The sequence below is a fragment of the Thermobacillus composti KWC4 genome (assembly GCF_000227705.2).
In the GTDB taxonomy this organism is placed as follows: domain Bacteria; phylum Bacillota; class Bacilli; order Paenibacillales; family Paenibacillaceae; genus Thermobacillus; species Thermobacillus xylanilyticus.
In genome coordinates, this window is sequence record NC_019897.1 from 4,091,227 (window position 1) to 4,112,593 (window position 21,367).

26 protein-coding genes are annotated in these 21,367 nt (G+C 62.9%); all 26 read right to left on the minus strand.

The genetic code is table 11. The features are described 5' to 3' along the window. Positions 1-7 precede the first annotated feature (7 nt). Positions 8-1,021: an NADH-quinone oxidoreductase subunit NuoH gene (gene nuoH, locus THECO_RS18735; protein ID WP_015256578.1), complete on the minus strand. Its 1,014-nt coding sequence runs from the start codon at positions 1,019-1,021 to the stop codon at positions 8-10. After that, positions 1,021-2,121: an NADH-quinone oxidoreductase subunit D gene (locus THECO_RS18740; protein ID WP_015256579.1), complete on the minus strand. Its 1,101-nt coding sequence runs from the start codon at positions 2,119-2,121 to the stop codon at positions 1,021-1,023. Before THECO_RS18740 ends, nuoH begins: the two co-directional genes overlap by 1 nt. Before the next feature lie 3 nt (positions 2,122-2,124). Continuing rightward, positions 2,125-3,054 carry an NADH-quinone oxidoreductase subunit C gene (locus tag THECO_RS20755; protein ID WP_015256580.1) on the minus strand — a complete coding sequence of 310 codons (930 nt, stop codon included), beginning with the start codon at positions 3,052-3,054 and terminating at the stop codon, positions 2,125-2,127. Beyond that, entirely contained in the window at positions 3,051-3,569 is a 519-nt protein-coding gene (locus THECO_RS18750) for a NuoB/complex I 20 kDa subunit family protein (RefSeq protein ID WP_015256581.1), read from the minus strand. Before THECO_RS18750 ends, THECO_RS20755 begins: the two co-directional genes overlap by 4 nt. Next, a complete protein-coding gene (locus tag THECO_RS18755) occupies positions 3,545-3,925 on the minus strand; it encodes an NADH-quinone oxidoreductase subunit A (RefSeq protein ID WP_015256582.1) in 381 nt (126 codons plus the stop codon). The genes THECO_RS18750 and THECO_RS18755 overlap by 25 nt, the downstream gene beginning before the upstream one ends. A gap of 134 nt (positions 3,926-4,059) precedes the next feature. Continuing rightward, on the minus strand, positions 4,060-5,787 hold the full coding sequence (locus THECO_RS18760; RefSeq protein WP_015256583.1) for an ABC transporter ATP-binding protein: 1,728 nt from the start codon (positions 5,785-5,787) through the stop codon (positions 4,060-4,062). Between the two features lie 122 nt (positions 5,788-5,909). Beyond that, positions 5,910-6,320 (minus strand): F0F1 ATP synthase subunit epsilon, encoded by a 411-nt coding sequence (locus THECO_RS18765; protein WP_015256584.1) that lies wholly within the window; start codon positions 6,318-6,320, stop codon positions 5,910-5,912. A 24-nt stretch (positions 6,321-6,344) separates the two neighbouring features. Further along, positions 6,345-7,748 carry a F0F1 ATP synthase subunit beta gene (gene atpD / locus THECO_RS18770; RefSeq protein WP_015256585.1) on the minus strand — a complete coding sequence of 468 codons (1,404 nt, stop codon included), beginning with the start codon at positions 7,746-7,748 and terminating at the stop codon, positions 6,345-6,347. A gap of 61 nt (positions 7,749-7,809) precedes the next feature. Beyond that, a complete protein-coding gene (atpG, locus tag THECO_RS18775) occupies positions 7,810-8,676 on the minus strand; it encodes an ATP synthase F1 subunit gamma (protein ID WP_015256586.1) in 867 nt (288 codons plus the stop codon). 130 nt (positions 8,677-8,806) lie between these two features. Further along, on the minus strand, positions 8,807-10,315 hold the full coding sequence (gene atpA, locus THECO_RS18780) for a F0F1 ATP synthase subunit alpha (RefSeq protein ID WP_041853992.1): 1,509 nt from the start codon (positions 10,313-10,315) through the stop codon (positions 8,807-8,809). A 25-nt stretch (positions 10,316-10,340) separates the two neighbouring features. After that, entirely contained in the window at positions 10,341-10,880 is a 540-nt protein-coding gene (locus THECO_RS18785) for a F0F1 ATP synthase subunit delta (protein WP_015256588.1), read from the minus strand. After that, positions 10,877-11,362: a F0F1 ATP synthase subunit B gene (gene atpF / locus THECO_RS18790; protein WP_015256589.1), complete on the minus strand. Its 486-nt coding sequence runs from the start codon at positions 11,360-11,362 to the stop codon at positions 10,877-10,879. Before atpF ends, THECO_RS18785 begins: the two co-directional genes overlap by 4 nt. A 108-nt stretch (positions 11,363-11,470) precedes the next feature. Further along, positions 11,471-11,686 carry a F0F1 ATP synthase subunit C gene (atpE, locus tag THECO_RS18795; protein ID WP_015256590.1) on the minus strand — a complete coding sequence of 72 codons (216 nt, stop codon included), beginning with the start codon at positions 11,684-11,686 and terminating at the stop codon, positions 11,471-11,473. Positions 11,687-11,786: 100 nt separating this feature from the next. Next, positions 11,787-12,551, minus strand: a complete 765-nt coding sequence (atpB, locus tag THECO_RS18800; RefSeq protein WP_015256591.1) for a F0F1 ATP synthase subunit A — start codon at positions 12,549-12,551, stop codon at positions 11,787-11,789. Positions 12,552-12,560: 9 nt separating this feature from the next. Next, a complete protein-coding gene (locus THECO_RS18805; RefSeq protein WP_015256592.1) occupies positions 12,561-12,938 on the minus strand; it encodes an ATP synthase subunit I in 378 nt (125 codons plus the stop codon). Beyond that, a complete protein-coding gene (locus THECO_RS18810; RefSeq protein ID WP_015256593.1) occupies positions 12,931-13,152 on the minus strand; it encodes a DUF997 family protein in 222 nt (73 codons plus the stop codon). Before THECO_RS18810 ends, THECO_RS18805 begins: the two co-directional genes overlap by 8 nt. 288 nt (positions 13,153-13,440) lie before the next feature. After that, positions 13,441-14,622 carry a non-hydrolyzing UDP-N-acetylglucosamine 2-epimerase gene (gene wecB / locus THECO_RS18815; RefSeq protein ID WP_015256594.1) on the minus strand — a complete coding sequence of 394 codons (1,182 nt, stop codon included), beginning with the start codon at positions 14,620-14,622 and terminating at the stop codon, positions 13,441-13,443. Positions 14,623-14,641: 19 nt separating this feature from the next. Beyond that, on the minus strand, positions 14,642-15,271 hold the full coding sequence (gene upp / locus THECO_RS18820; protein WP_015256595.1) for a uracil phosphoribosyltransferase: 630 nt from the start codon (positions 15,269-15,271) through the stop codon (positions 14,642-14,644). 120 nt (positions 15,272-15,391) lie between these two features. Beyond that, positions 15,392-16,861 (minus strand): hypothetical protein, encoded by a 1,470-nt coding sequence (locus THECO_RS18825; RefSeq protein WP_015256596.1) that lies wholly within the window; start codon positions 16,859-16,861, stop codon positions 15,392-15,394. Between the two features lie 47 nt (positions 16,862-16,908). Next, a complete protein-coding gene (locus tag THECO_RS18830; RefSeq protein WP_015256597.1) occupies positions 16,909-17,478 on the minus strand; it encodes a PulJ/GspJ family protein in 570 nt (189 codons plus the stop codon). After that, positions 17,475-17,879, minus strand: a complete 405-nt coding sequence (locus THECO_RS18835) for a type IV pilus modification PilV family protein (protein ID WP_015256598.1) — start codon at positions 17,877-17,879, stop codon at positions 17,475-17,477. Before THECO_RS18835 ends, THECO_RS18830 begins: the two co-directional genes overlap by 4 nt. Next, the gene (pilO, locus tag THECO_RS18840; protein ID WP_015256599.1) at positions 17,876-18,613 is read right to left on the minus strand and encodes a type 4a pilus biogenesis protein PilO; all 738 of its coding nucleotides are present in this window, start codon (positions 18,611-18,613) and stop codon (positions 17,876-17,878) included. Before pilO ends, THECO_RS18835 begins: the two co-directional genes overlap by 4 nt. Continuing rightward, the gene (locus THECO_RS18845) at positions 18,610-19,185 is read right to left on the minus strand and encodes a PilN domain-containing protein (protein ID WP_015256600.1); all 576 of its coding nucleotides are present in this window, start codon (positions 19,183-19,185) and stop codon (positions 18,610-18,612) included. The genes pilO and THECO_RS18845 overlap by 4 nt, the downstream gene beginning before the upstream one ends. Continuing rightward, positions 19,182-20,150: a type IV pilus biogenesis protein PilM gene (pilM, locus tag THECO_RS18850; protein ID WP_015256601.1), complete on the minus strand. Its 969-nt coding sequence runs from the start codon at positions 20,148-20,150 to the stop codon at positions 19,182-19,184. Before pilM ends, THECO_RS18845 begins: the two co-directional genes overlap by 4 nt. A gap of 22 nt (positions 20,151-20,172) precedes the next feature. After that, positions 20,173-20,940: a prepilin peptidase gene (locus tag THECO_RS18855; protein ID WP_015256602.1), complete on the minus strand. Its 768-nt coding sequence runs from the start codon at positions 20,938-20,940 to the stop codon at positions 20,173-20,175. After that, positions 20,937-21,362 carry a prepilin-type N-terminal cleavage/methylation domain-containing protein gene (locus THECO_RS20760; RefSeq protein WP_015256603.1) on the minus strand — a complete coding sequence of 142 codons (426 nt, stop codon included), beginning with the start codon at positions 21,360-21,362 and terminating at the stop codon, positions 20,937-20,939. The genes THECO_RS18855 and THECO_RS20760 overlap by 4 nt, the downstream gene beginning before the upstream one ends. Positions 21,363-21,367 lie beyond the last annotated feature (5 nt).

The following is a 21,367-nucleotide window of genomic DNA, read 5'->3' on the forward strand; positions in this document are numbered from 1 at the left end:
CCCCCCGTTACCCTTTGATGAAAAGCTCGAGACAGACCGCCGTCACGAACACATTCAGGATCGCCAGCGGCACCAGCACCTTCCAGGCAAATCCCATCAGATGGTCGACGCGCACGCGCGGCATCGTCGCCCGAAGCCAGAACAGGAAGAAGATGACGAAGGCCATCTTCAGGATCATCCAGATGATGCCCGGTACGAAATCAAGGAACGGCGCCGGCGGATGCCAGCCGCCGAGGAACAGCACCGACGCGAGGCCCGCGATCGCGAACATGTACACGTATTCCGCCAGCATGAAGAACGCGAAGCGGAAGCCGCTGTACTCGGTGTGGTAGCCGGCGACCAGCTCGGATTCGGCCTCCGGCAGGTCGAACGGCGAACGGTTCAGCTCCGATACCGCGGCGACGATGAAGACGCCGAAGCCGATAATCTGGGGAAGAAAATTCCACTCCCAGAACCAGTCGCCCTGCGCCTCGCCGATCTGCCGCAGGCTCATGCTTCCGGTCATCATGACCGTGCCGACGATCGAGAGGATCAGCGGCACTTCGTAGCTGATCATCTGCGCCGCCGAGCGCATGCCGCCGAGCAGCGAATATTTGTTGTTCGATGCCCAGCCGCCGAGCACGATCGCGATCGTCGAGATGGCGGACAGCGCCGCGTAGTAGACGATGGCGACGTTCAGATCGGCGAAATACAGTTCGCGGGTGTACGGAATGATCGCCAGCACCGCGAACGACGGCGCGTAACAGAGCGCCGGCGCGAGAATGAACAGCGCGCGGTCCGCCTTGCGCGGAATCGTGTCCTCCTTGATCAGCAGCTTGAGAACGTCCGCCACCGTCTGCAGCAGCCCCCACGGTCCGAGACGGTTCGGCCCGTGCCGGAACTGCATCCAGCCGAGCACTTTCCGCTCGAACAGGATCGCATAGGTGACATAGCCGAGAATGAGCAGGAGGAAGACGACCGCCAGCACGGCGTAGATCAGGACGTTCCCCCAGGTAAGCGGTTGTTCCACCCAATCGCTCATCAGCAGTCGACCTCCCCGAGGACAATGTCCACACCGCCCAGAATCGCAATAAGGTTCGTCATCGTCTCGCCGACGAGCAGCTTCGGCAGAATCTGCAGATTCATGAACGAAGGCCGGCGGAACTTCAGGCGGTACGGCTCGGCCTTGCCCTTCGAGACGATGTGGCAGCCGATCTCGCCGCGCGGCGATTCAATCCGGACGTACGTCTCGCCCGCCGGGGGCCGAATGGCGCGGGGCACCTTGCCCATCGTCTCGCCGGAAGACGGGAACTGCTCGACGGCCTGCTTCAGGATGCGCAGCGACTGGCGCATCTCCTCGAACCGGATCATGTACCGGTCATAGCAATCGCCGTTCGTGCCTACCGGCACGTCGAACTCGAACCGGTCGTACAACGAGTAGGGCTCGTTCTTGCGCAGATCCCATTTCACGCCGGTGCAGCGGAGATTCGCGCCGGAGAGGCCGTAGGCGATCGCCGTTTCGGCGTCGTACTTGCCGATCCCCTTGACCCGCGCGAGGAAAATTTCGTTGCCGCTGACGAGCCGCTCGTATTCCTTGAGCTGCTTCTCCATGTACGGCACGAAGTCGCGCACCTTGTCGATCCAGCCGGGAGGCGCGTCCCACTTCACGCCGCCGACCCGCATATAGTTGTAGGTCAGCCGCGCGCCGCACAATTCGTTGAACAGGTCGATGATCATCTCGCGTTCCTTGAACGCGAACAGGAACGGGCTGAGCGCGCCCAGGTCCAGCAGGTAGGTGCCCCACCAGACGAGATGGCTCGCAACGCGCTGCAATTCCATCACAATAAGGCGCAGGAACTCGGCGCGTTCCGGCACCTCGATGCCCATCATTTTCTCGACGGCGTGCACGAGCACGTAGTTGTTCGTCATGGCGGACACGTAATCCATCCGGTCCGTGTACGGGATGATCTGGGTGTAGTTCAGGCTTTCCGCCAGTTTCTCCGTGCCCCGGTGCAGATATCCGATGACAGGCGTTGCTTCCGTAATCACTTCGCCGTCCAGCTTCACGACGATGCGCAAAACGCCGTGCGTGCTCGGGTGCTGCGGCCCGACGTTCAGCAGCAGTTCTTCGGTACGGATCACGCGTCACACCTCCGGATCGAGCGGAACGTAGTCTTTGCGCAGCGGATGGCCGACCCAGTCGTCCGGCATCATGATGCGGCGCAGGTCCGGGTGGCCGGGAAAATCAACGCCGAGCAGGTCGTAGATCTCACGCTCGGGCCAATCCGCCGACGGCCATACCGGCACCGCCGACGGAACGGACGGCTGCTCGCGATCCGTGCGGATCTTGATGGCATATTCGCGCTTCGTCTCCAGATTGATGACGAAGTAGACCACTTCCATATGCGCCTCGTAATCGACGCCGGTCACATTGCGCAGATAGTTGCAGCCCAGCTTCTCATGGCTCTTCAGCAGCTCGGCAGCGGCGCGCCAGTGTTCGGCCTTCACGGTGATCGTCGGCATGTCGCCCGCCAGCTCGTTGATCACCGCTTCTTCCACCGCTTCCGGATGCACTTCGGATTTCAGCAGCTCGACCGCTTCGTCGAGCCAAGGCTGCTTCGGCGACGGCGGCTTCGGCTCCGCAGGCTCTGCGTCTCCGGGCGCCGCTTCACCGCCGGCAGCGGCTTTCGCCGCCAGGCGTTTGGCGCGCGCTTCCTGCGCGGCCTTGATCTTCGCTTCGCGCTCGGGATCCACCGCCCCGGCTCCCGCGGCTTCGCCCGCAGGGGCGGACGGCGCATCCGCATTCGCCGCAGCGGGCGCAGCCGGTTCAGCCGGTTCAGCTGGTTTGTCGGATGCCGATGCATCCGGATGTTCCGGCATCGTATCCGGCTGCGGCTGGTTCGGATGCTCCGCGCCCGCGCCGGCGGGCTCGGTGCCGGAGACTTCCTGCGTATTCGCGGGCTCCCGCTGTTCCGCGGCCGCCGGCTCCGTCTGCTCCGCAGCGGGCGGCGATTGCTGCTCCGCAGCCGCCGTTTCTTCCTGCCGGCCTGCCTCGCGCTTGTTCTCTTCGCTCACCGATTCGTCACCTGCTTCCCGGTCTTCGCCTCGTAACGAATTTTCTCCTGAAGCTTGTTGATTCCGTAGATCAGCGCCGCCGGATTCGGCGGGCAGCCCGGAATGTAGACGTCGACGGGTACGATCTGGTCGACGCCCTTGACGACGGAGTACGAACGGACATAGGGACCTCCCGCGGTAGCGCACGATCCCATCGCGATGACCCACTTCGGTTCCGGCATCTGCTCGTACAGACGGCGCAGAAGCGGAGCCATTTTCTTCGTGACGGTCCCCGCGACAATCATGACGTCGGCCTGACGCGGCGACGGACGGAAAAAGACGCCGAACCGGTCAAGGTCGTAGTGCGCCCCGCCCGTGCCCATCATCTCGATGGCGCAGCAGGCCAGACCGAACGTCAGCGGCCACATCGAGTGGCTGCGCGCCCAGCCTTTCAGTTGTTCCAGCGATGTCACCAGCACGTTGCGCTTCAGCTCTTCGTGCTCTTCAGGCCTCACCTGTTCCAGATCGAATCCCATTTCAGCACCCTCTTCTTCCAGGCATAGAACAGCCCCACCAGAAGCAGAGCCGTGAAGATCAACATTTCAATCAACACGAACAGGCCGAGCTGATTGTAAGCAACGGCCCAGGGATACAAGAAAACGGTTTCGACATCGAATATGACGAACATCAAGGCGTACAGGTAATACCGGATGTTGTAGCGCGCCTGTCCTTCGCCGACCGGCTCGTTCCCGCTTTCATACGTCGTCTGCTTCTCCTGCGTCGGCTTGTGCGGGCGGAGCAGGCGGCCCAGCCCGAGCGCAACGATCGGAAGCAGGATGCCCAGTATCACAAAAATGACCACGATCACGTAGCTGTTGACGTATTTCTCCATACGTTCGCCTCCGTGCGCAGGATCGGTATGGGGCGGCCGGCGGATGGCCCGGCCGCGAATTTACCTTACCAATTATAGCAAAAGGGGGGTGCCCCGTCTATGACCGAGTTGACGGGGCACGGCCGCGCGGCAGTTCAGGTGACGAGCGTCTCGCCGAACTGCGCCCGGTGCAGCCGCGCGTAAATGCCGCCTTGCGCCAGCAGTTCTTCGTGCCGTCCTTCCTCCGCGATGCCGTCGCCGCTGACGACGAAGATGCGGTCCGCGCCGCGGATCGTCGCCAGCCGGTGGGCGATGACGATCGTCGTCCGATTGGCTGCCAGCTCTTCCAACGCCTGCTGGATGATCCGCTCCGTCTCGGTATCGAGCGCCGATGTCGCTTCATCCAATATCAGTATGGGCGGATTCTTCAGAAACATCCGCGCGATCGCGAGCCGCTGCCGCTGACCGCCGGACAGCTTCAGTCCGCGCTCCCCGATGACGGTGTCGAGCCCGTCCGGCAGTTCGCGGATCATGTCCCCGAGATGCGCCCGGCGGGCGGCCTCCATGATCTCCGCTTCGGACGCGCCCAATTTGCCGTAGGCGATGTTCTCACGGATCGTGCCGTTGAACAGGAAGACATCCTGCTGCACGACGCCGATCTTCGAACGCAGCGAATGCTGCGTCATCTTTTTTATCGGAATGCCGTCGATCGTGATTTCACCCTCGTCCACATCGTAGAAGCGCGGGATGAGGCTGCAGATCGTCGATTTCCCGGCGCCGGAAGGGCCGACCAGCGCGACGGTCTCGCCCGCGCGGATCTTCAAGGAAACGTTCCGCAGCACCTTCGTGTGCGGTTCATAACCGAACGTCACATTCCGGAATTCGATGTCGCCGCGCAGCGACGGCACGTCGATCGCGTCAGGCGCGTCCTTCACGTCCGGCTCCGTGTCGATCAGATCGCAGAACCGACGGAAGCCGGCCATGCCCTTCGGATACATTTCCATCAGCGCGTTGATCTTGTCAATGGGCTTCAGGAACACCTGCACGTAAAGCAGAAACGCGACGAGCTCGCCATAGGTGATGCGGCCCTGATAGGCGAACCAGGCGCCGGCGACGAGCACGATCAGCATGATCATCCGGTTCAGCATGTACATGCCGGACGAACTGAGCGAGATCGCGAGGTACGCGCGCAGTTTCGCCCTGCGCAGCCCGGCGTTGTTGCGCCGGAACCGCTCGATCTCGTAGGTCTCGTTGCCGAACGACTTCACGACGCGGATGCCGGATACGCTGTCTTCGACCCGCGCGTTGACGTCGGCGATGTTCTCGAACATCTGCTTGGCCGCCTGGTTCAATTTCACGTTGAACCAGGCGATCAGCACGACCAGAATCGGCACGACCGCGAAGGTGATCAGCGCGAGCTGCCAGTCGACGGTCCACATGATGCCGAACGCGCCGGCGAACGTCATCAGCGCGATGAACATGTCCTCGGGGCCGTGGTGCGCCATTTCGCCGATGTCGAACAGGTCGTTCGTGATCCGCGACATCAGATGGCCCGTCTTCGTGTTGTCGAAATAGCGAAACGACAGCCGCTGCAGATGGTTGAACGCCTGCTGCCGCATGTCCGTCTCGATATTGATGCCCAGCATGTGGCCCCAGTAGCCGACGATGAAGTGCATGAACATGGCGAACAGATAGACGAACAGCAGCGCGGTGCAGGCGATGGCGATCGCGTTCCAGTCCTTCGTCGGCAACAGTTCGTCGCTTACCCATTGCACGGCCATGGGGAACGCGAGTTCCAGCAGCGCGGCAACGACGGCGCAACTGAAATCGAGCAGAAACAGCCGTTTGTGCGGCCGGTAGTAAGCCATGAAGCGGCGCAGCATGCCCGCACGGCACCTCCTTCGCCGGAGTTTGTCAAAATCTTCGAATAGCAAGAAACCTGCCGGCGAAGCCGACAGGCTGGCCGACAGGTTTCCCATGCCTGCCGGGCAGGCAGGACTGCGGTTTATGCATTGCGATGATTTTTGACTTCGAGCCGGTTCATGGCGCGCATCAAGGCCAGCTGGGCGCGGCGGAAGTCGATCTCTTCCTGCCGCGCGGCCTGAAGCCGCTGTTCCGCCCGCGCCTTCGCGGCGAGCGCCCGCTCGACGTCGATGTCTTCCGGCAGTTCCGCGCTCTCGGCGAGGATGACGACCTTGTCCTTGCGGACCTCGACGAATCCGCCGTTGACCGCGACCAGTTTTTCCCGGCCGCCCTGCTTGATCTTCGCCGGCGCAATCTTGAGCGGCGTGACCAGCGGAATATGGTTGGGCAGAATGCCGAGCTCGCCTTCCACGCCGCGCACGACGACCATGTCGACCTGCTCGGAGTAGACGATGCGTTCCGGCGTGACAATTTCAAGCAGCATCGTGCTCATCGAGATTCCCTCCCGCCAATCGCATTAAAGCGATTTGGCTCTCTCCACGGCCTGCTCGATCGTGCCGACGTAGCGGAATGCCGCTTCCGGCAGATCGTCGTGCTTGCCTTCGAGAATCTCCTTGAAGCTGCGGACCGTTTCCTTGACCGGCACGTAGATCCCCTTCACGCCCGTGAACGGCTCCGCCACGTGGAACGGCTGGGACAGGAAGTTCTGGATCTTGCGCGCGCGAGATACGATCAGCTTGTCTTCCTCGGACAGCTCGTCCATGCCGAAGATCGCGATGATGTCCTGCAGTTCCTTGTAGCGCTGCAGAATCCGCTTGACGCCTTGCGCGACGTCGTAGTGTTCCTGACCGACGACTTCCGGCGTCAGAATCCGCGAGCTGGAAGCCAGCGGGTCGACGGCCGGGAAGATGCCCATCTCGGCGATGCGGCGCTCGAGGTTCGTCGTCGCGTCGAGGTGGGCGAACGTCGTCGCCGGAGCCGGGTCGGTGTAGTCGTCCGCCGGGACGTAGATCGCCTGGATCGACGTAACCGAACCTTTCTTCGTTGAGGTGATCCGCTCTTGCAGCTGACCCATTTCGGTTGCCAGCGTCGGCTGGTAACCGACGGCCGACGGCATCCGGCCGAGCAACGCGGACACTTCGGAACCGGCCTGCGTGAAGCGGAAGATGTTGTCGATGAAGAGCAGCACGTCCCGGCCTTCTTCATCGCGGAAATATTCGGCCATCGTCAGCCCCGTCAGCGCGACGCGGAGACGCGCTCCCGGCGGTTCGTTCATCTGGCCGAACACCATCGCCGTCTTGCTGATGACGCCGGAGTCTTTCATTTCATGGTACAGGTCGTTCCCTTCGCGGGTCCGTTCGCCGACGCCCGCGAAGACGGAAATCCCGCCGTGCTCCTGCGCGATGTTGTGGATCAGTTCCTGGATCGTGACCGTCTTGCCGACGCCCGCGCCGCCGAACAGACCGATCTTGCCGCCCTTGGCGTACGGCGCGAGCAGGTCGATGACCTTGATGCCCGTCTCGAGAATTTCCGCCTGCGTCGACAACTGATCGAACGCCGGTGCCTGACGGTGAATCGGCAGTTTGACATCGGCAACGACATCGCCGGCGTTGTCGATCGGCTCGCCGAGCACGTTGAAGACGCGGCCGAGCGTCGGCGCGCCGACCGGAACCGTGATCGGGCCGCCGAGGTCGACGGCTTCCATCCCGCGCACGAGGCCGTCCGTCGAGCTCATGGCGATCGTGCGGACCAGGTTGTCGCCGAGGTGAAGGGCGACTTCCAGCGTCAGGTTGATGTCCGGGCCGCCGCCTTCGCCCTTGGCTTCGATTTTGATCGCGTTCAGGACGTCCGGCAGCTGTCCGCGTTCGAACTCGATGTCGACGACCGGACCGGTGACGGACACCACGCGTCCTTTTTTCATATTGTTCCCTCCTGAAGCGCCTGACCCGGCATCATGAAGCCGGCACAAGACGCGGATTGGTTCAGCTCAGCGCGTTCGCGCCGCCGACGATTTCGGAGATTTCCTGCGTGATGGCGGCCTGACGCGCCCGGTTGTAGTTCAGCGTCAAAACCTGGATCATCTTCTGCGCATTCTTCGTCGCGTTGCCCATGGCGGTCATCCGCGCGCCGAACTCGCTCGCCTTCGCATCCAGCAAGGCGCTGTAGATGAGCGTTTCCGCATACTTCGGCAGCAGCGTGTTCAGCACTTCTTCGGCCGACGGCTCGTACTGGTAAGCCGTGGCAGGCCCTGCCGTGTTCACGTCCTCGCTCACGAGCGGCAGCAGCTGGCGCTCGACCGGCCGCTGGGTGATCGGGTTGATGAACTGGTTGTACCAGAGATAAAGCTCATCATAGAGCTCTTCTTCGAATCCTTTGACCGCTTCCTGCGCGATCGCCTTGATGTCGGCGAAGGTCGGCGAATCCGGCAGACCCGTCACTTCCTTTGCGATCGCCATGCCCCGGCGGCGGAAGAAGTCGCGGCCCTTGCGGCCGATGACGAACAGCACGTACTCGTCCGGCGAGCTGTGCCTGCCACGGATCGTGTTCAGCACGTTGCGCAGCAGGTTCGCGTTGTAGCCGCCCGCCAGCCCGCGGTCGGAGGTGATGACGAGATACCCCGTCCGCTTGATCGGGCGGGACTGCAGCATCGGATGCTTGACATCCCTCGATCCGGCAGCGATGCTGGCGACGACTTCCTTCAGCTTGTCCGCATACGGACGCGCCGCGACCGCCGCCTCCTGCGCGCGGCGGAGACGGGAAGCCGCCACCATCTCCATCGCTTTCGTGATTTGCATCGTGTTCTGCGTGCTCTTGATCTTCGCTTTGAGCTCGCGCATGCCCTTGGCCATCTGGTTCACCCGCCTTTGCTCGCTAAACGCGCCGCCGTTTTCCCGTCCGGAAGGCCGCCGGAATGCTCCGCGGCCCTCAAGCGGGAACTCGTGCCGGCACGTTAGCCCGATTCATTATCCGATCCGTCTGTCAGACGGCAAAGCTTTTCTTGAACTTGAGGATCGCTTCGTTCAGCGCGTTCTCCGTCTCCGGCGTCAGATCCTTCGTGTCGCGGATCGACTGGGCGATCTCCGGCGCGTTCGATTCGAGGTACAGATGCAGCTCGCGTTCGAAACGGCCGACCGCTTCGAGCGGCAGATCGTCGAGATGGCCCTTGATGGCCGCGAAGATCGAGATGACCTGCTTCTCGACCGGCATCGGCTGGTTGACGCCCTGCTTCAGGATTTCCATCGTCCGCGCGCCGCGCGTCAGTTGCGCTTGCGTCGCCTTGTCGAGGTCGGAACCGAACTGCGCGAACGCTGCCAGCGAACGGTAGGCCGCCAGGTCGAGACGCAGCGTGCCGGCGACTTTCTTCATCGCCTTGATCTGCGCGTTGCCGCCGACCCGGGAGACGGAAATCCCGACGTTGATGGCCGGACGCTGACCGGCGAAGAACAGGTCGGACTCCAGGAAGATCTGACCGTCCGTAATCGAGATGACGTTCGTCGGAATGTACGCCGACACGTCCGAAGCCTGCGTTTCAATGAACGGCAGCGCCGTCAGCGAACCGCCGCCGAGTTCGTCACTCAGCTTCGCGGCGCGCTCCAGCAGGCGGGAGTGCAGGTAGAAGACGTCGCCCGGGTAAGCCTCGCGGCCTGGCGGGCGGCGGAGCAGCAGCGACAGCTCGCGGTACGCGGCCGCCTGCTTCGACAGGTCGTCGTAGATGACGAGGACGTGCTCGCCCTTGTACATGAAGTACTCGCCCATCGCGCAACCGGCATACGGCGCCAGATAGAGCAGCGGCGCCGGCTCGGAAGCCGATGCGGTCACGACGATGGTGTAGTCCAGCGCGCCGTGGCGGCGCAGCGTCTCCACGACGCTTGCGACCGTCGACTGCTTCTGGCCGATCGCGACGTAGATACATTTGACACCGGTATCCTTCTGGTTGATGATGGCGTCGATCGCGATCGTCGTCTTGCCCGTCTGGCGGTCGCCGATGATGAGCTCCCGCTGGCCGCGGCCGATCGGGATCATCGAGTCGATCGCCTTGATGCCCGTCTGCATCGGCTCATGGACCGATTTCCGGTGGATGACCCCCGGTGCGGGCGATTCGACCGGGCGGAAATGTTTCGCTTCGATCGGGCCCTTGCCGTCGACCGGCTGGCCGAGCGGGTTGACGACGCGGCCGAGCAGTTCTTCGCCGACCGGCACTTCCATGATTCGGCCGGTCCGCTTCACCTGGTCGCCTTCGCGAATATCCGTGTACGGGCCGAGAATGACGACACCGACGTTGTTTTCTTCGAGGTTCAGCGCCATGCCCACGACGCCGTTCGCGAACTCGAGCAGCTCGCCCGCCATCGCCTTTTCCAGGCCGTGCACGCGCGCAATCCCGTCGCCGACTTGAATAACCGTCCCGACGTCGACGACTTCCATATCGGATTTGTATTGTTCGATCTGCTGCTTGATCAGCGTGCTGATCTCGTCAGGTCTGATACTCAAAAGGTTCACCCCTGTCCCATAAGACTTAGGAAATCAATGCTTTTTCAAGCCGCGCGAGCTTGCCCGACAAGCTGCCGTCGTACAGACGGTCGCCGATCCGCACCATGACGCCTCCGATCAGCGAAGGATCGACTTCCTGCTCCGCGCGGATCGTCTTGCCGGTCACCTTGCCGAATTGCTCCGCGATCGCGGCCAGTTCGGCTTCGCCAAGCGGTTTCGCCGTGTAGACGATCGCCCTGGCTTGTCCGGATGCGTCGCCGGCAATCCTGGCATAGGCGCGGTAAACGCCGGGGAGATCCGCCTGACGGCCCCGTTCGATCAGAAGACGAATGAATCTCGTGAGCAGGTCGGACGTTTTGCCCGCCAGCGCCTCTTCCAGCACCGAGATCTTGCGCGAAGTTTCAATATTCGGAGAGCCCAGGAACGCCTTGAATTCCGGCGTCTGTTCCAGCGCGTCGACGAGCGCCTTCAGCTGCTGCTCGACATCCCACACCAGATCCTGCTGCGCCGCGGCTTCATAGAGTGCCTTCGCGTAGCGCTTCGCTGCGACCGAATCCGCACTCATGACGTTTTCCCTACTTCTCTCAGATATTGATCAACGAGTTGCTCGTGAGCCTTCCCGTCAACCTGCTTCTCGAGGATTTTCGATGCAATTTGCACGGACAATCCGCTGACTTGCCGGCGCAATGCGGCAATTGCGTTGTTCTTCTCGTTCTGGATTTCCCGGATCGCTTCATTCTTCAGGCGGTTCGCTTCTTCACGCGCGGCCTGAATAATCTCATCAGCTTGTTTCTGGCTGGTTCTGCGGGCGGACTCGATAATTTCCTGCGCTTCCTTCCGCGCTTCCTCGAGCGCCCGTTTCTGTTCGGCGAGCTGCCGCTCCGCTTCCCGGCGGCTCGCTTCCGCTGCTTCAATCTCTTCGTTGACGAGCTGACGTCTTTTTTCCATTACGCCGAACAGCGGCCCGAATGCATATTTGTTGAGCAGCCAGTACAGCAAAACGAATGCGATGATCGCAATGACTGTCGATTCCCAATGGAACGACATCTGCAACGCTCCTTTCCCTGGATGGTCAGATCCCCCGCGGCATCACACAAACAGAAGGCGTGGAGGCATACGCCGTCCCCGCCCCGCGTGAAATATACGGTTTGAAGTTTAAGCTTGGAAGAACATCAGGAATCCGAGAACGACGCCGATGAGCGGAACGACCTCGACGATACCGACACCGATGAACATCGTCGTCTGGAGAGCGCCGCGAGCTTCCGGTTGACGGGAAATGCCTTCAACCGTTCTGCTGACGATCATACCGTTACCGAAACCTGCGCCGATTGCGCCCAGACCAACTGCAATTGCTGCTGCCAGAAATTCCATTGTAGAGTTTCCTCCTCTGAACTTTGTTTTCGCATTCTTATGTGCATCCGCCCGGCCGGCGGGTTGAATCCCGGATCCGGCCCCGGACTTGAAAAGGGGGTCAATGTTCCTCGTGGACAATGGCCTGAGAGATGTAGACCATCGTCAGGATGGTGAACAGGAACGCCTGCACGGCGCCTACGAATATACTGAAGCCCTGCCATACGGCGAGGAGCGGAATACCGGGTATTCCGAGCAACAGAATCGTCGCGATGAGCAGTTCGCCCGCGTAAATGTTCGCATATAGACGAACAGCCAGCGTTACCGGCCGCGCCACCTGCTCAATCAGGTTGAGCGGGAAGAAAATCGGAAACGGCTTGAAGTAATGCGCCAGATAGTGTTTCCGGTTCATCTTCAATCCCAGGTAGTGGATCAGGAAGAACACAACGGTCGCGAGGCCCAGGTTGACCATGATGTCGGCCGTCGGCGATTTCCACCAGGCGACATGCGCATGGCCGCCGTGCTCATCGATATACTCCTGCGAGACAACCGTGGAACCGAAGAGTTTGAATTCCTCGTGGTGTTCCGTGACAATGCCGAAGGGAAGACCGAGAAGGTTGGAGACGAAGATGAACATGATGAGCGTCATCCCGAGTCCGATGAACTGCTTCACCTTCGAAAGCGGCATGGTGCTGGCAATCGTGTTGTGAACGAAGTCCACGACCCATTCCAGGAAGTTCTGCAGCTTGGAGGGGTTGCGGATCGACAGATTTCGCGTCGCCAGTTTCGCCAGAACGAAGACGATCACGCCGGAAACAACGATAGCCAGGATGGACGACAGGTCAAGATTGAAGCCGCCGACCTGTACGACAGGAAATACGTGCATGTCGAATTCTCACCCCTTTCCATTCCTGACATCCCTATTTTGTACAGCCGCAAAGAAAAACACCGCGATCTGGACGTAAAAACAACCCGCCAATGTTGCAGGAAGCGAGAAATATTCGGGGAACCGGTAGCTTGCCATGACCGCCAGCAGAATCACCGCCAGCCTGCCCGCCAGCCCGAGGCTTGTCCGCTTTCCGCCCTCGAGAGCGGAACGGGCGATCATTTCCACCCGTCTGCGTAATAAAAACGCATTCACAAGACTGCCGCAAATGCCAAGCAACAGTCCGGCGGCAACGGTTCGACCTTCCGGGTACAGAGCCCAGGCCATCAGCAGGGCCGACATGGTGAACAGCGACAGTCGGACGGCTCTTTTTAAAATATCATCCATCTGAATCCCCCAGTACGAACTTCACCATCGCCACACAGGAAAGGATTCCGACCAGAAGTCCGCCCAACAAGCCGGCAACGACCCAGCCGGGCGTTCCGCCGAGCCGCGCGCCGAGCCAATACCCGGCCGTCATGCACACGGCGACATTGACGCCCATTGCGCCCACAAGTGCGGCAGCACGCCAGGGATTGTCGCCCTTGCTCTTCTTGTTCATGCTCCGTACCCCGCTAATCCCAATATATTTTAGCCGCGAGCGAGAAGCTTTGTCAATTCGGACAGAATCGAACATTTCGTGAACGTGTGACGGAAATCATTGATTTCTCAAGCATCCCCAGCATTGGCAATCGTACAGCCTACAGTTGTTCTGTTCGGTTTTCAGGCCTGCCCGGCAGGTGGAGGACCATCCAGTCGAACCCCCCTGTCCGGTGAGCAGACTCAGGCGGATCCTGCGGGCGGCCGGATCGCAGCGGCATCCGCGCCGCTGCCTGCGCCGCCTCCCGGATCAATCCGCCGGGCCGGTCCGCGCCCGCTCCGGCGTCCGCTCGGGAACGAACGGTTCCGGGCGGCTGTCCCGCCGGCCGAAATGATGCAGGATCGCCTGCGCGATCCGTTCGGACGCACGGCCGTCGCCGTACGGATTCACCGCGCCCGCCATCCGCTCGTACGCCGCCCTGTCGGTGAGCAGCTTGCGCGCGGCGGCGTACACCTGCTCCTCATTCGTGCCGACGAGCTCAAGCACGCCCGCCTCGATGCCCTCCGGCCGCTCCGTCGTGTCGCGCAGGACAAGCACCGGCACGCCGAACGAAGGCGCTTCTTCCTGCAGCCCGCCGGAGTCCGTCATGATCATGTAGGCGTGCGGATAGAAGTTGTGGAACTCGAACACGTCGAGCGGGTCGATGAGCCGGATGCGCTCGTGGCCGCCGAGGATTTCGTTCGCGGGCTCGCGCACTGCCGGGTTCAGGTGCACCGCGTAGACGATCGCCACGTTGGGGAACTCGTCCGCGATCCGCTTCACCGCGCGGAAGATGTTCCGGTGCGGCTCGCCGAGCGCCTCGCGCCGGTGCGCTGTCATCAGGATCAGGCGACGGCCCTTCGCCCAGTCGAGCACCGGGTGGCTGAAGGACGGGTCGACCGTGTACTGGAACACGTCCGTCACCGTGTTGCCCGTTATGTAGATGGACGACTCCGGCTTGTTCTCCCGCCGGAGATTGCCGGCCGACCATTCCGTCGGGGCAAAGTGCAGGTCCGCGAGCACGCCGGCGAGCTGCCGGTTCATCTCTTCGGGGTACGGCGACATCTTGTTCCAGGTGCGCAAGCCCGCCTCGACGTGGCCGACCTGAATCTGGTTGAGGAACGCCGCATAGCTGGCGAGGAACGTCGTCGACGTGTCGCCGTGCACGAGCACAAGATCGGGCCGCGCTTCCTTCAGCACCGGGTCGAGCCCGTTGATCACGTTCACCGCGATCTCGGCCAGCGACTGCCGGTCCTTCATCACATTCAGATCATAATCCGGCTTGATCTCGAAGAAATCAAGCACCTGGTCGAGCATCTCGCGATGCTGCGCGGTGACGCAGATGATCGTCTCTATCTCATCCTCATGTTTCTGCAGTTCGAGCACGAGCGGCGCCATCTTCACGGCTTCCGGCCGCGTGCCGAACACCGTCATCACTTTCAGTCGTGCCAAGCTGTCATTCACGCTCCCATCACTTCGTGCCGAACAGACGGTCGCCGGCGTCGCCGAGCCCCGGCACGATGTAGCCGCGCTCATTGAGCCGCTCGTCGACGGCGGCGACATACAGGTCGACGTCCGGATGCGCCGCCTGAAGCGCCTCTACCCCTTCAGGCGCCGCGATCAGGCACATCAGCTTCAGATGCCGGCACCCCCGCGCCTTCAGCGCGGACAGCGCCGCGATCGCCGAACCGCCGGTGGCGAGCATCGGGTCGATGACGATGAGCAGCCGCTCCTGCGCGTCGGTCGGCAGGTTGAGATAGTATTCCACCGGCTGCAGCGTCTCCTCGTCCCGCTGCAGCCCGATATGGCCGACCTTCGCGGACGGGATCAGTTTCAGTATGCCGTCGACCATGCCGAGTCCGGCGCGCAAGATCGGCACGAGGCCGATCATCCGGCCGGACAGCACGCTGGATTCCATCTTCGCGACCGGCGTCTCGATCGTCGTCTTTGCCAGCGGCAAGTCGCGCGTAATCTCGTACGCCATCAGTGTCGCGACCTCGCCGACGAGATCGCGGAAATCTTTCGTAATGGTGTTTTTGTCCCGGATAATCGTAAGCTTGTGCTGGATCAATGGATGATCGCACACGACTACCTTGCCCATTGGCTGCCTCCTCCCGGCGTCCCGGCGGCTCGCATGCTGGACCGTCCGGGTGCTGATCCCGTCCATTATATCATGTTCCCGGGCAAACGGCATCGTCTTCCGTCCGCGGCCAAAAAACGTTCACCCGACCCGCACCGGATTCCAGCTTCCCGGACTGCCGCCTCCTCCGCCGCCTTCGTCTTCATCTTCCGGATCTTGCGGCACGATGAGCGACGTGGTGCCGCCTCCCGACTCCACGTAGATCGGATGCCAGGGCGCCGCCGCGATGTTGCCGCCGACCCCGATGTAGCCGCCCGAATGGAACTCGAGCGGGTTCTGCCGGGTGATGCTACCCTCGATCAGCAGGTCGCCGCCCGTGTCAATCCGGTTCGTGCAGCAGGTGTACAGGGAGCCGATGAGCAGGTCCTGCCCAATGTTGAATTCGACCATGGTGTTCTGGAACCGCAACTCGCTTTCGACGATCATTTTGCCGCCGATGTTGATCCGGGACGCGTTGGACAGCCGCACGTAGTCCGCGTAGAAGTCTCCCGCGATGTTCAGGTTCGGGGCGTTGGTCGGCGTGAACTCCCCGAGCACGTAGAAATTCCCGCCCTCGCCGTTCAGCTTGTGCGTCGTCACGTTGAACACGGTCGTGGGCGAGATGCTCGCGCCGAAGGCGATGTTGCCGTAGACGGTCAGATTGAAGCCGTTCGAGGTCACCCCCTGCGGGAACAGCACGGTGCCGTACACCGTCATCGTCAGGTTGTTGAACGTCGGCTTGTTCTCCAGAATCAGCACGACCGGATTCGACGGGCTGCCGAACGTGACGTCGACCGCGTCCCAATAATTGTCGGACGGAATCCGGAGCACCGGCGGATCGGGCATGTTCGCGGCCCAATTCTCCCAGACCGGATCCGACACGCAGTTGCCGGTGCAGGCCGCCTGCGCGGCGATCGGAAGATACGCATCGATCCAGCCGCCGTAGTCGTCATACGCGTTTTCCTGATAGTACGCGATGGCGGCGCCGATCGCTTCGGACAGTTGTTCCAGATTGGTCGGATCGACGTTGAGGATGCTGGGCTCGTCGTAGCTGCCGCCCACGTACATCGTCCCGTTGCCGGCCGGCACGACCATCCGCTGGGAATCGTCCGTCACCACATGGGGGTCCGCCGTCCCCATCGTCGGCGCGAACAGATACTCGACCGTCTTCTTGCGCTTCGCCGCGCCCGCCCCCGCCTCGACTTCCACGGTGACGATGTACCGGCCCTGCGCTTTCGGCGAGATCTCCGCCTTGTAGCGGACCGGCACGTTCTCCGGCGTCTCATACGACCATTCGACGAATCCGGGATAGTCTTCCAGATACGCGCCCCGGTCGACGCCGCTGTCTTCGGCATAATCCCTGAGATACGCGAACACCGATTCCATCCCGCCCAGCGCGAGACGTTCCGCCAGTCTCTCGTTGCGGGAGGTCAGAACGTCCAGCGCCGAGTTCGCAAGCAGTGTCAGGATGAGCGGCACGACGACGGCCAGCAGGAGCACGAGCATGAACACGTAGGTGAAAGCCGCAGCGCCCCGTTCATTTTTCACCCGCGAGATCCATCCCCCCGTCATCGGTCCGCCTCCTTTCCCTTCCGCTGAAAAAACATCCGCCGCCCGCGTCACGCCGAGGCATGGAACAGCTTCACCGCCGTCTCGACCGCGCGGGGTCCGTCGCTCGTCACGAAGGTCACCGCCAGCCGGACCACCGCCCCGCCGCCGACGGACGCGCCCGCGACGGGCACTCCCTGCGCGTTGTACAGCCGGATGTCCTCCACGACGGCCGGCAGCTCGCGCGGTCTCGCGTACAGTTCCGGGCGAGTCGCCAGTCTGATCGCGGCGTCGGTCACGTTCGCCAGCTTGCCCGCGGGCGATTCGCCCTCGCTGAACGCGTACAGCGTCAGCGTCCCGCCCTCCGCGTCGAACACGATCGCGCGGGCGCCGCTGCCGTTGGTCATGCGAATCTCGTCGCCGGCCGCGGACACGTAGACCGTCGTCGCGTCCGCCAGCTCGGCGGCCAGCCGGTTCATCGCCCCGTTCATCGCGGACTTGTCCATGTAGCGCTCCATGCCGCCCGTCGTCGCGTTGTGGATCGCGTAGTAAACCGAGAACGCCACGGCCAGCACGATCATCGTGATCGTCATGGCCGCCAGCAGCTCCGTCAAGGTCGTGCCCCGTTCATCGCGCGTCACGGCGCATCCCCCCAGGACACGGTGACCGTCAGCAGCGCGGGCGTCGGCTTGCCGTTCTCCGATACCGTCACGATCGTCTGCAGCGACAGATGCTTCGGCCCGAACGACTGATCGTTGTAGGCGACCGGATCGGTCCCGCTTCCCAGCGCCGCGATCTGGTAGACGACCGAGAAGCCGTCCGCCTCCTGTTGGTTCGCGGGCAAGCCGTTGTTGTTCCGAAGTTGATCGCTGGCGTAGCTGAGCTTCTCCTCCGCCAGCCGGAGCGCCCGCGTCTCCAGATCCGCCGTCCGGTCGGCCAGCGCCATGTGCTGCGACAACGCCAGAAAGGCGGCGACGACGATCCCCAGAATCACGGACGCCCCCAACACTTCCACCAGCGAAGCGCCTCTCTGATCCTTCACTCGCCATCACCGCCTTGAATTCCGGCCTCCGCGCCGGAAAACTTGCCTTCGTAACCGGTTCCCGCGTACAGCGCCAGCGTGATCGTCACCGCCATCGGCCGTGAGTCCCACGACGCGTCGGCCGACTGCGCCGCGACGCGCCACGCCGGAATCGTCACCAGCCGCTCCAGCTCGCCAATCCTGCGCACGAAATCCGCCGCCTGTTTCCACGTGCCCGCAATCTCCAGCTCGTAGCGGATTTCCTCATAGGCCCCGTTGCCGCCTTGACGCCCGGAAGAGGACGACTGCGGTTGCTGCGTCACGCCGATGCCCTCCGCCAGTTCGCCGATGATGCCCGGAAGCTCGGCACTCGGAACTTCGGCTCCGGAGCCGGTGGAGAGGCTGATGATCTCCACGCCGCTCTCCCGGCCGATCTCCCGCAGGGCGAGGATGAACGCCTCCCGCTCGGGGCGTGTCGGCACCCGGCGGAGCAGCGCCGCCAGCTCGTCCATATCGACAACCTCGGCGGCCTTCCGCTGCATTTCGGCCGTCAACGCCGAAGATTTCTCCGCGTAGCGCCGCTCGAGCTCCCGCTGCTCCTTCAAGGCCGGGTACAGGAGGAAGCCGGCCAGCATGCCGAGCAGCACCAGCGCCGCCGCCGCCGCGAGCAGCATGACGGTCACGGGTTTCGGCATGTGCGCGTGCCGGACGGCGGCCTTGACGGACAACCCATTGTCGCGGTCGCGCCCCGTCATGACCCCGCCCCCTCCGTTCCGGTCGGATTGGCCAGTTGGAGCTCGATGAGGGCCGAATACACCGGGACCGCCCGCACGGCGGCGCCGTCCGCCGTCAGGGACGATTCAAGCCGGATGCTGACGACCGCCGCGTCCGCGACCGGCTCGGCCTCCCGCAGCGCCGCGGAATAGGCCGCGATCCCGGCCAGGTCCGACATCCTTACCGACAGCGTCACCTTGCCATTCTCGTCGGCCGCGACGGACGCGATGGACGAGCCGCGGGGCAGCAGGCCGCCGGCCAGCTCGAACATCGGCCCCCAATCGCGGCCGGAGCGCTCCAACCGCTCCACCAGCTCGCGGTACGCCGTCACGTCCGCGTAGCGCGGCGGCCGCTCCGATGCGAGCAGCTCCAGCATTTGCGTTTCCAGGCGGGCGATCTCCGCCTCGTACATCCGGTTGGTGTCCCGGTACTGGTCATACAACAGGAAAATGCCGACGGCGACAACCGCCGTCACCATGATGATCGCGGCGATCACCGGCTTCAGCAGCCGGCGGGACAGCGGCACGCGCGGCAGGAGGTTGATCGGTCTCATGGCCCGATCCCCCTGAGCGCGAGCCCGATCGGCACGGCCAGCGACAGGAACGCCTGCTCCGCCTCGATCGTGCGCATCCGGAACGCCTCGCCGCTGACCAGGCTGATCTCGGCATTGAGATTCGTGGAACCGGCAAGCTCCAGCATGATCCGCTCGAGATACGGAACTTCTCCCGACAGCAGAATCCGGTCGATGCTGCGGTCCCGGAACCGGAGATTGTAGCGGAAGAAGATCAGGAGCCGCTCGATCTCCTGGACCAGCTCGCCGCAGGCGCGCCGCAGGGCGGCGGAATCGCCGCTCTCCGGATCGGGAAACGCGATCGGGATGCTGCGCGCCACCCGGAGCTCGCCGTTGTGGATCATCCCGAGATCGGACATCCGGTCGCCCACATCCGCGAGCAACACCGTTTTGCCGGGTTCCGCCTGTCCCGTCCGCTCGATGAGCCGCAGCAGCGACAGGGGCCGGATCTCGATGCTCTTCACGGCGAGTCCGGCCAGGGCAACGACCTCCGCGTACTCGCGGATCGTCTCCAGCGGCGCGGCGACCAGCATGACGTCGCGCAGCGCATCCCCGCCCGCCGGAGCGGGGGAGCCCAGCTTCACGAAATCAAATTGCGGCGAGTCGAACGGAAGCGGAATGCGGTGCTCCAGCTCGAACTCGATCACCTTGCGCAATTTCTTATCCGGCAGGTCGGGCAGCTTCAGGAAGCGGATCATGACCGAAGAGCCGGGCAGGGCGATGTGCACCTTGCGCGTGCGGGGCTGAAGCCGCCGCATGAGGCTGCGCAGCGTTTCGGCCACCGCTTCCTTCTGCAGGATCCGGCCTTCCCGGATGCTGTCGTCCGGCAGCCGCTCTGCCGCGTGCCGGTTGATCGCCGCCCGGGACTTCGAGCGCACCGTGATTTCCGCCGCCTTCGCGGCAAAATCGGTGATCTCCAGCCCCAGGGCGAAGCGCTTGTTCCACATCTGCCGCACCTGCCCGTGATTCCTAGGATGTGAACAGCTTCAGATATCCGTCGATCCATTGTTCGCCGAACCAGTAGGCCAGGAGCGCGCCGGCGGCGATGAAGGGCCCGAACGGCACCTCCATCCTGCGGCGGAATTTGCCGGCCATCATCAGCCAGACGCCGTACAGGCTGCCGAGCAGGCTGGCCGCGAACACGGCCGGCAGCGTCAGCTTGACGCCGAGCATCAGGCCGGCGAACGTCCAGAGCTTGATGTCGCCGCCGCCCATGCCGCCCTTGCTGACGAATGCGAGCGCCAGCATCAGCCCGCCGCCCAGCAAGGCGCCCAGCAGATAGTCCCACCAGGGAAGCGGATGCGAGAAGATCCGCGCAACAAGCCCGGCCGCGAGGCCGAAGAAGACGATCTTGTCCGGGATCAGCATCGTCCGCAGATCGCTGTGCGCGGACGCGATCAGGACCGACGCGAGCAGAAGCCCGGCGGCGAGCTCCGCGTCCGGTCCAACCCGCCACGCGGTGACGGCGAACGCCGCCGCCGCGGTCAGCTCCCCGATCGCATAGGCCGGCGAGATACGGCCCTTGCAATAGCGGCACCTCCCGCGAAGCAGGAGGTAGCTGGCGACCGGGACGAGATCGAGCGGGCCCAGCCGGTGTCCGCAATGCATGCAGTGCGAGGGCGGCGCGACGATCGACTCGCCCCCCGGAATGCGAATGGCGGCGACGTTCAGGAAGCTGCCGATGAGCAGCCCCAGGAACGCCGCCGTTAATACGGTAAGTGAAAGTTCGATGGTCATGTTGAGCTAAAGGTAGCCTCCGTAATCTCAGTGTTAGGCGTACCGGTATCTTCAACATAAACCTTTACGGTGTAGGTGTTGCCGCTGAGCGTGATGACCACAGACCCGAATTGCGCGACCTTTTTCGACTGTGATTGCGGAACCGCGTTGAGAAAACCGTCCGCAACCAATTGTTGCACGGTTACCGTTGTGCTTGACGCGGTCAAGTCATTGGCAAGTGCGTAGCGAAGCCCGGCATCCTTGATCAGGTTCAGGCTGCCGATATCCGCCTGCAATTTCGAACGATTGATGACACCCGTTACAGAAGGCACGGCGATCGCCAGAATGATGCCGAGGATGATGAGCACCGCGAGCAGTTCGATAAGCGTCAGACCCTTTTGGTTCCGCGGCAACCGCAGAAGTTTCCTGCTCAACACTTCCATTCCAA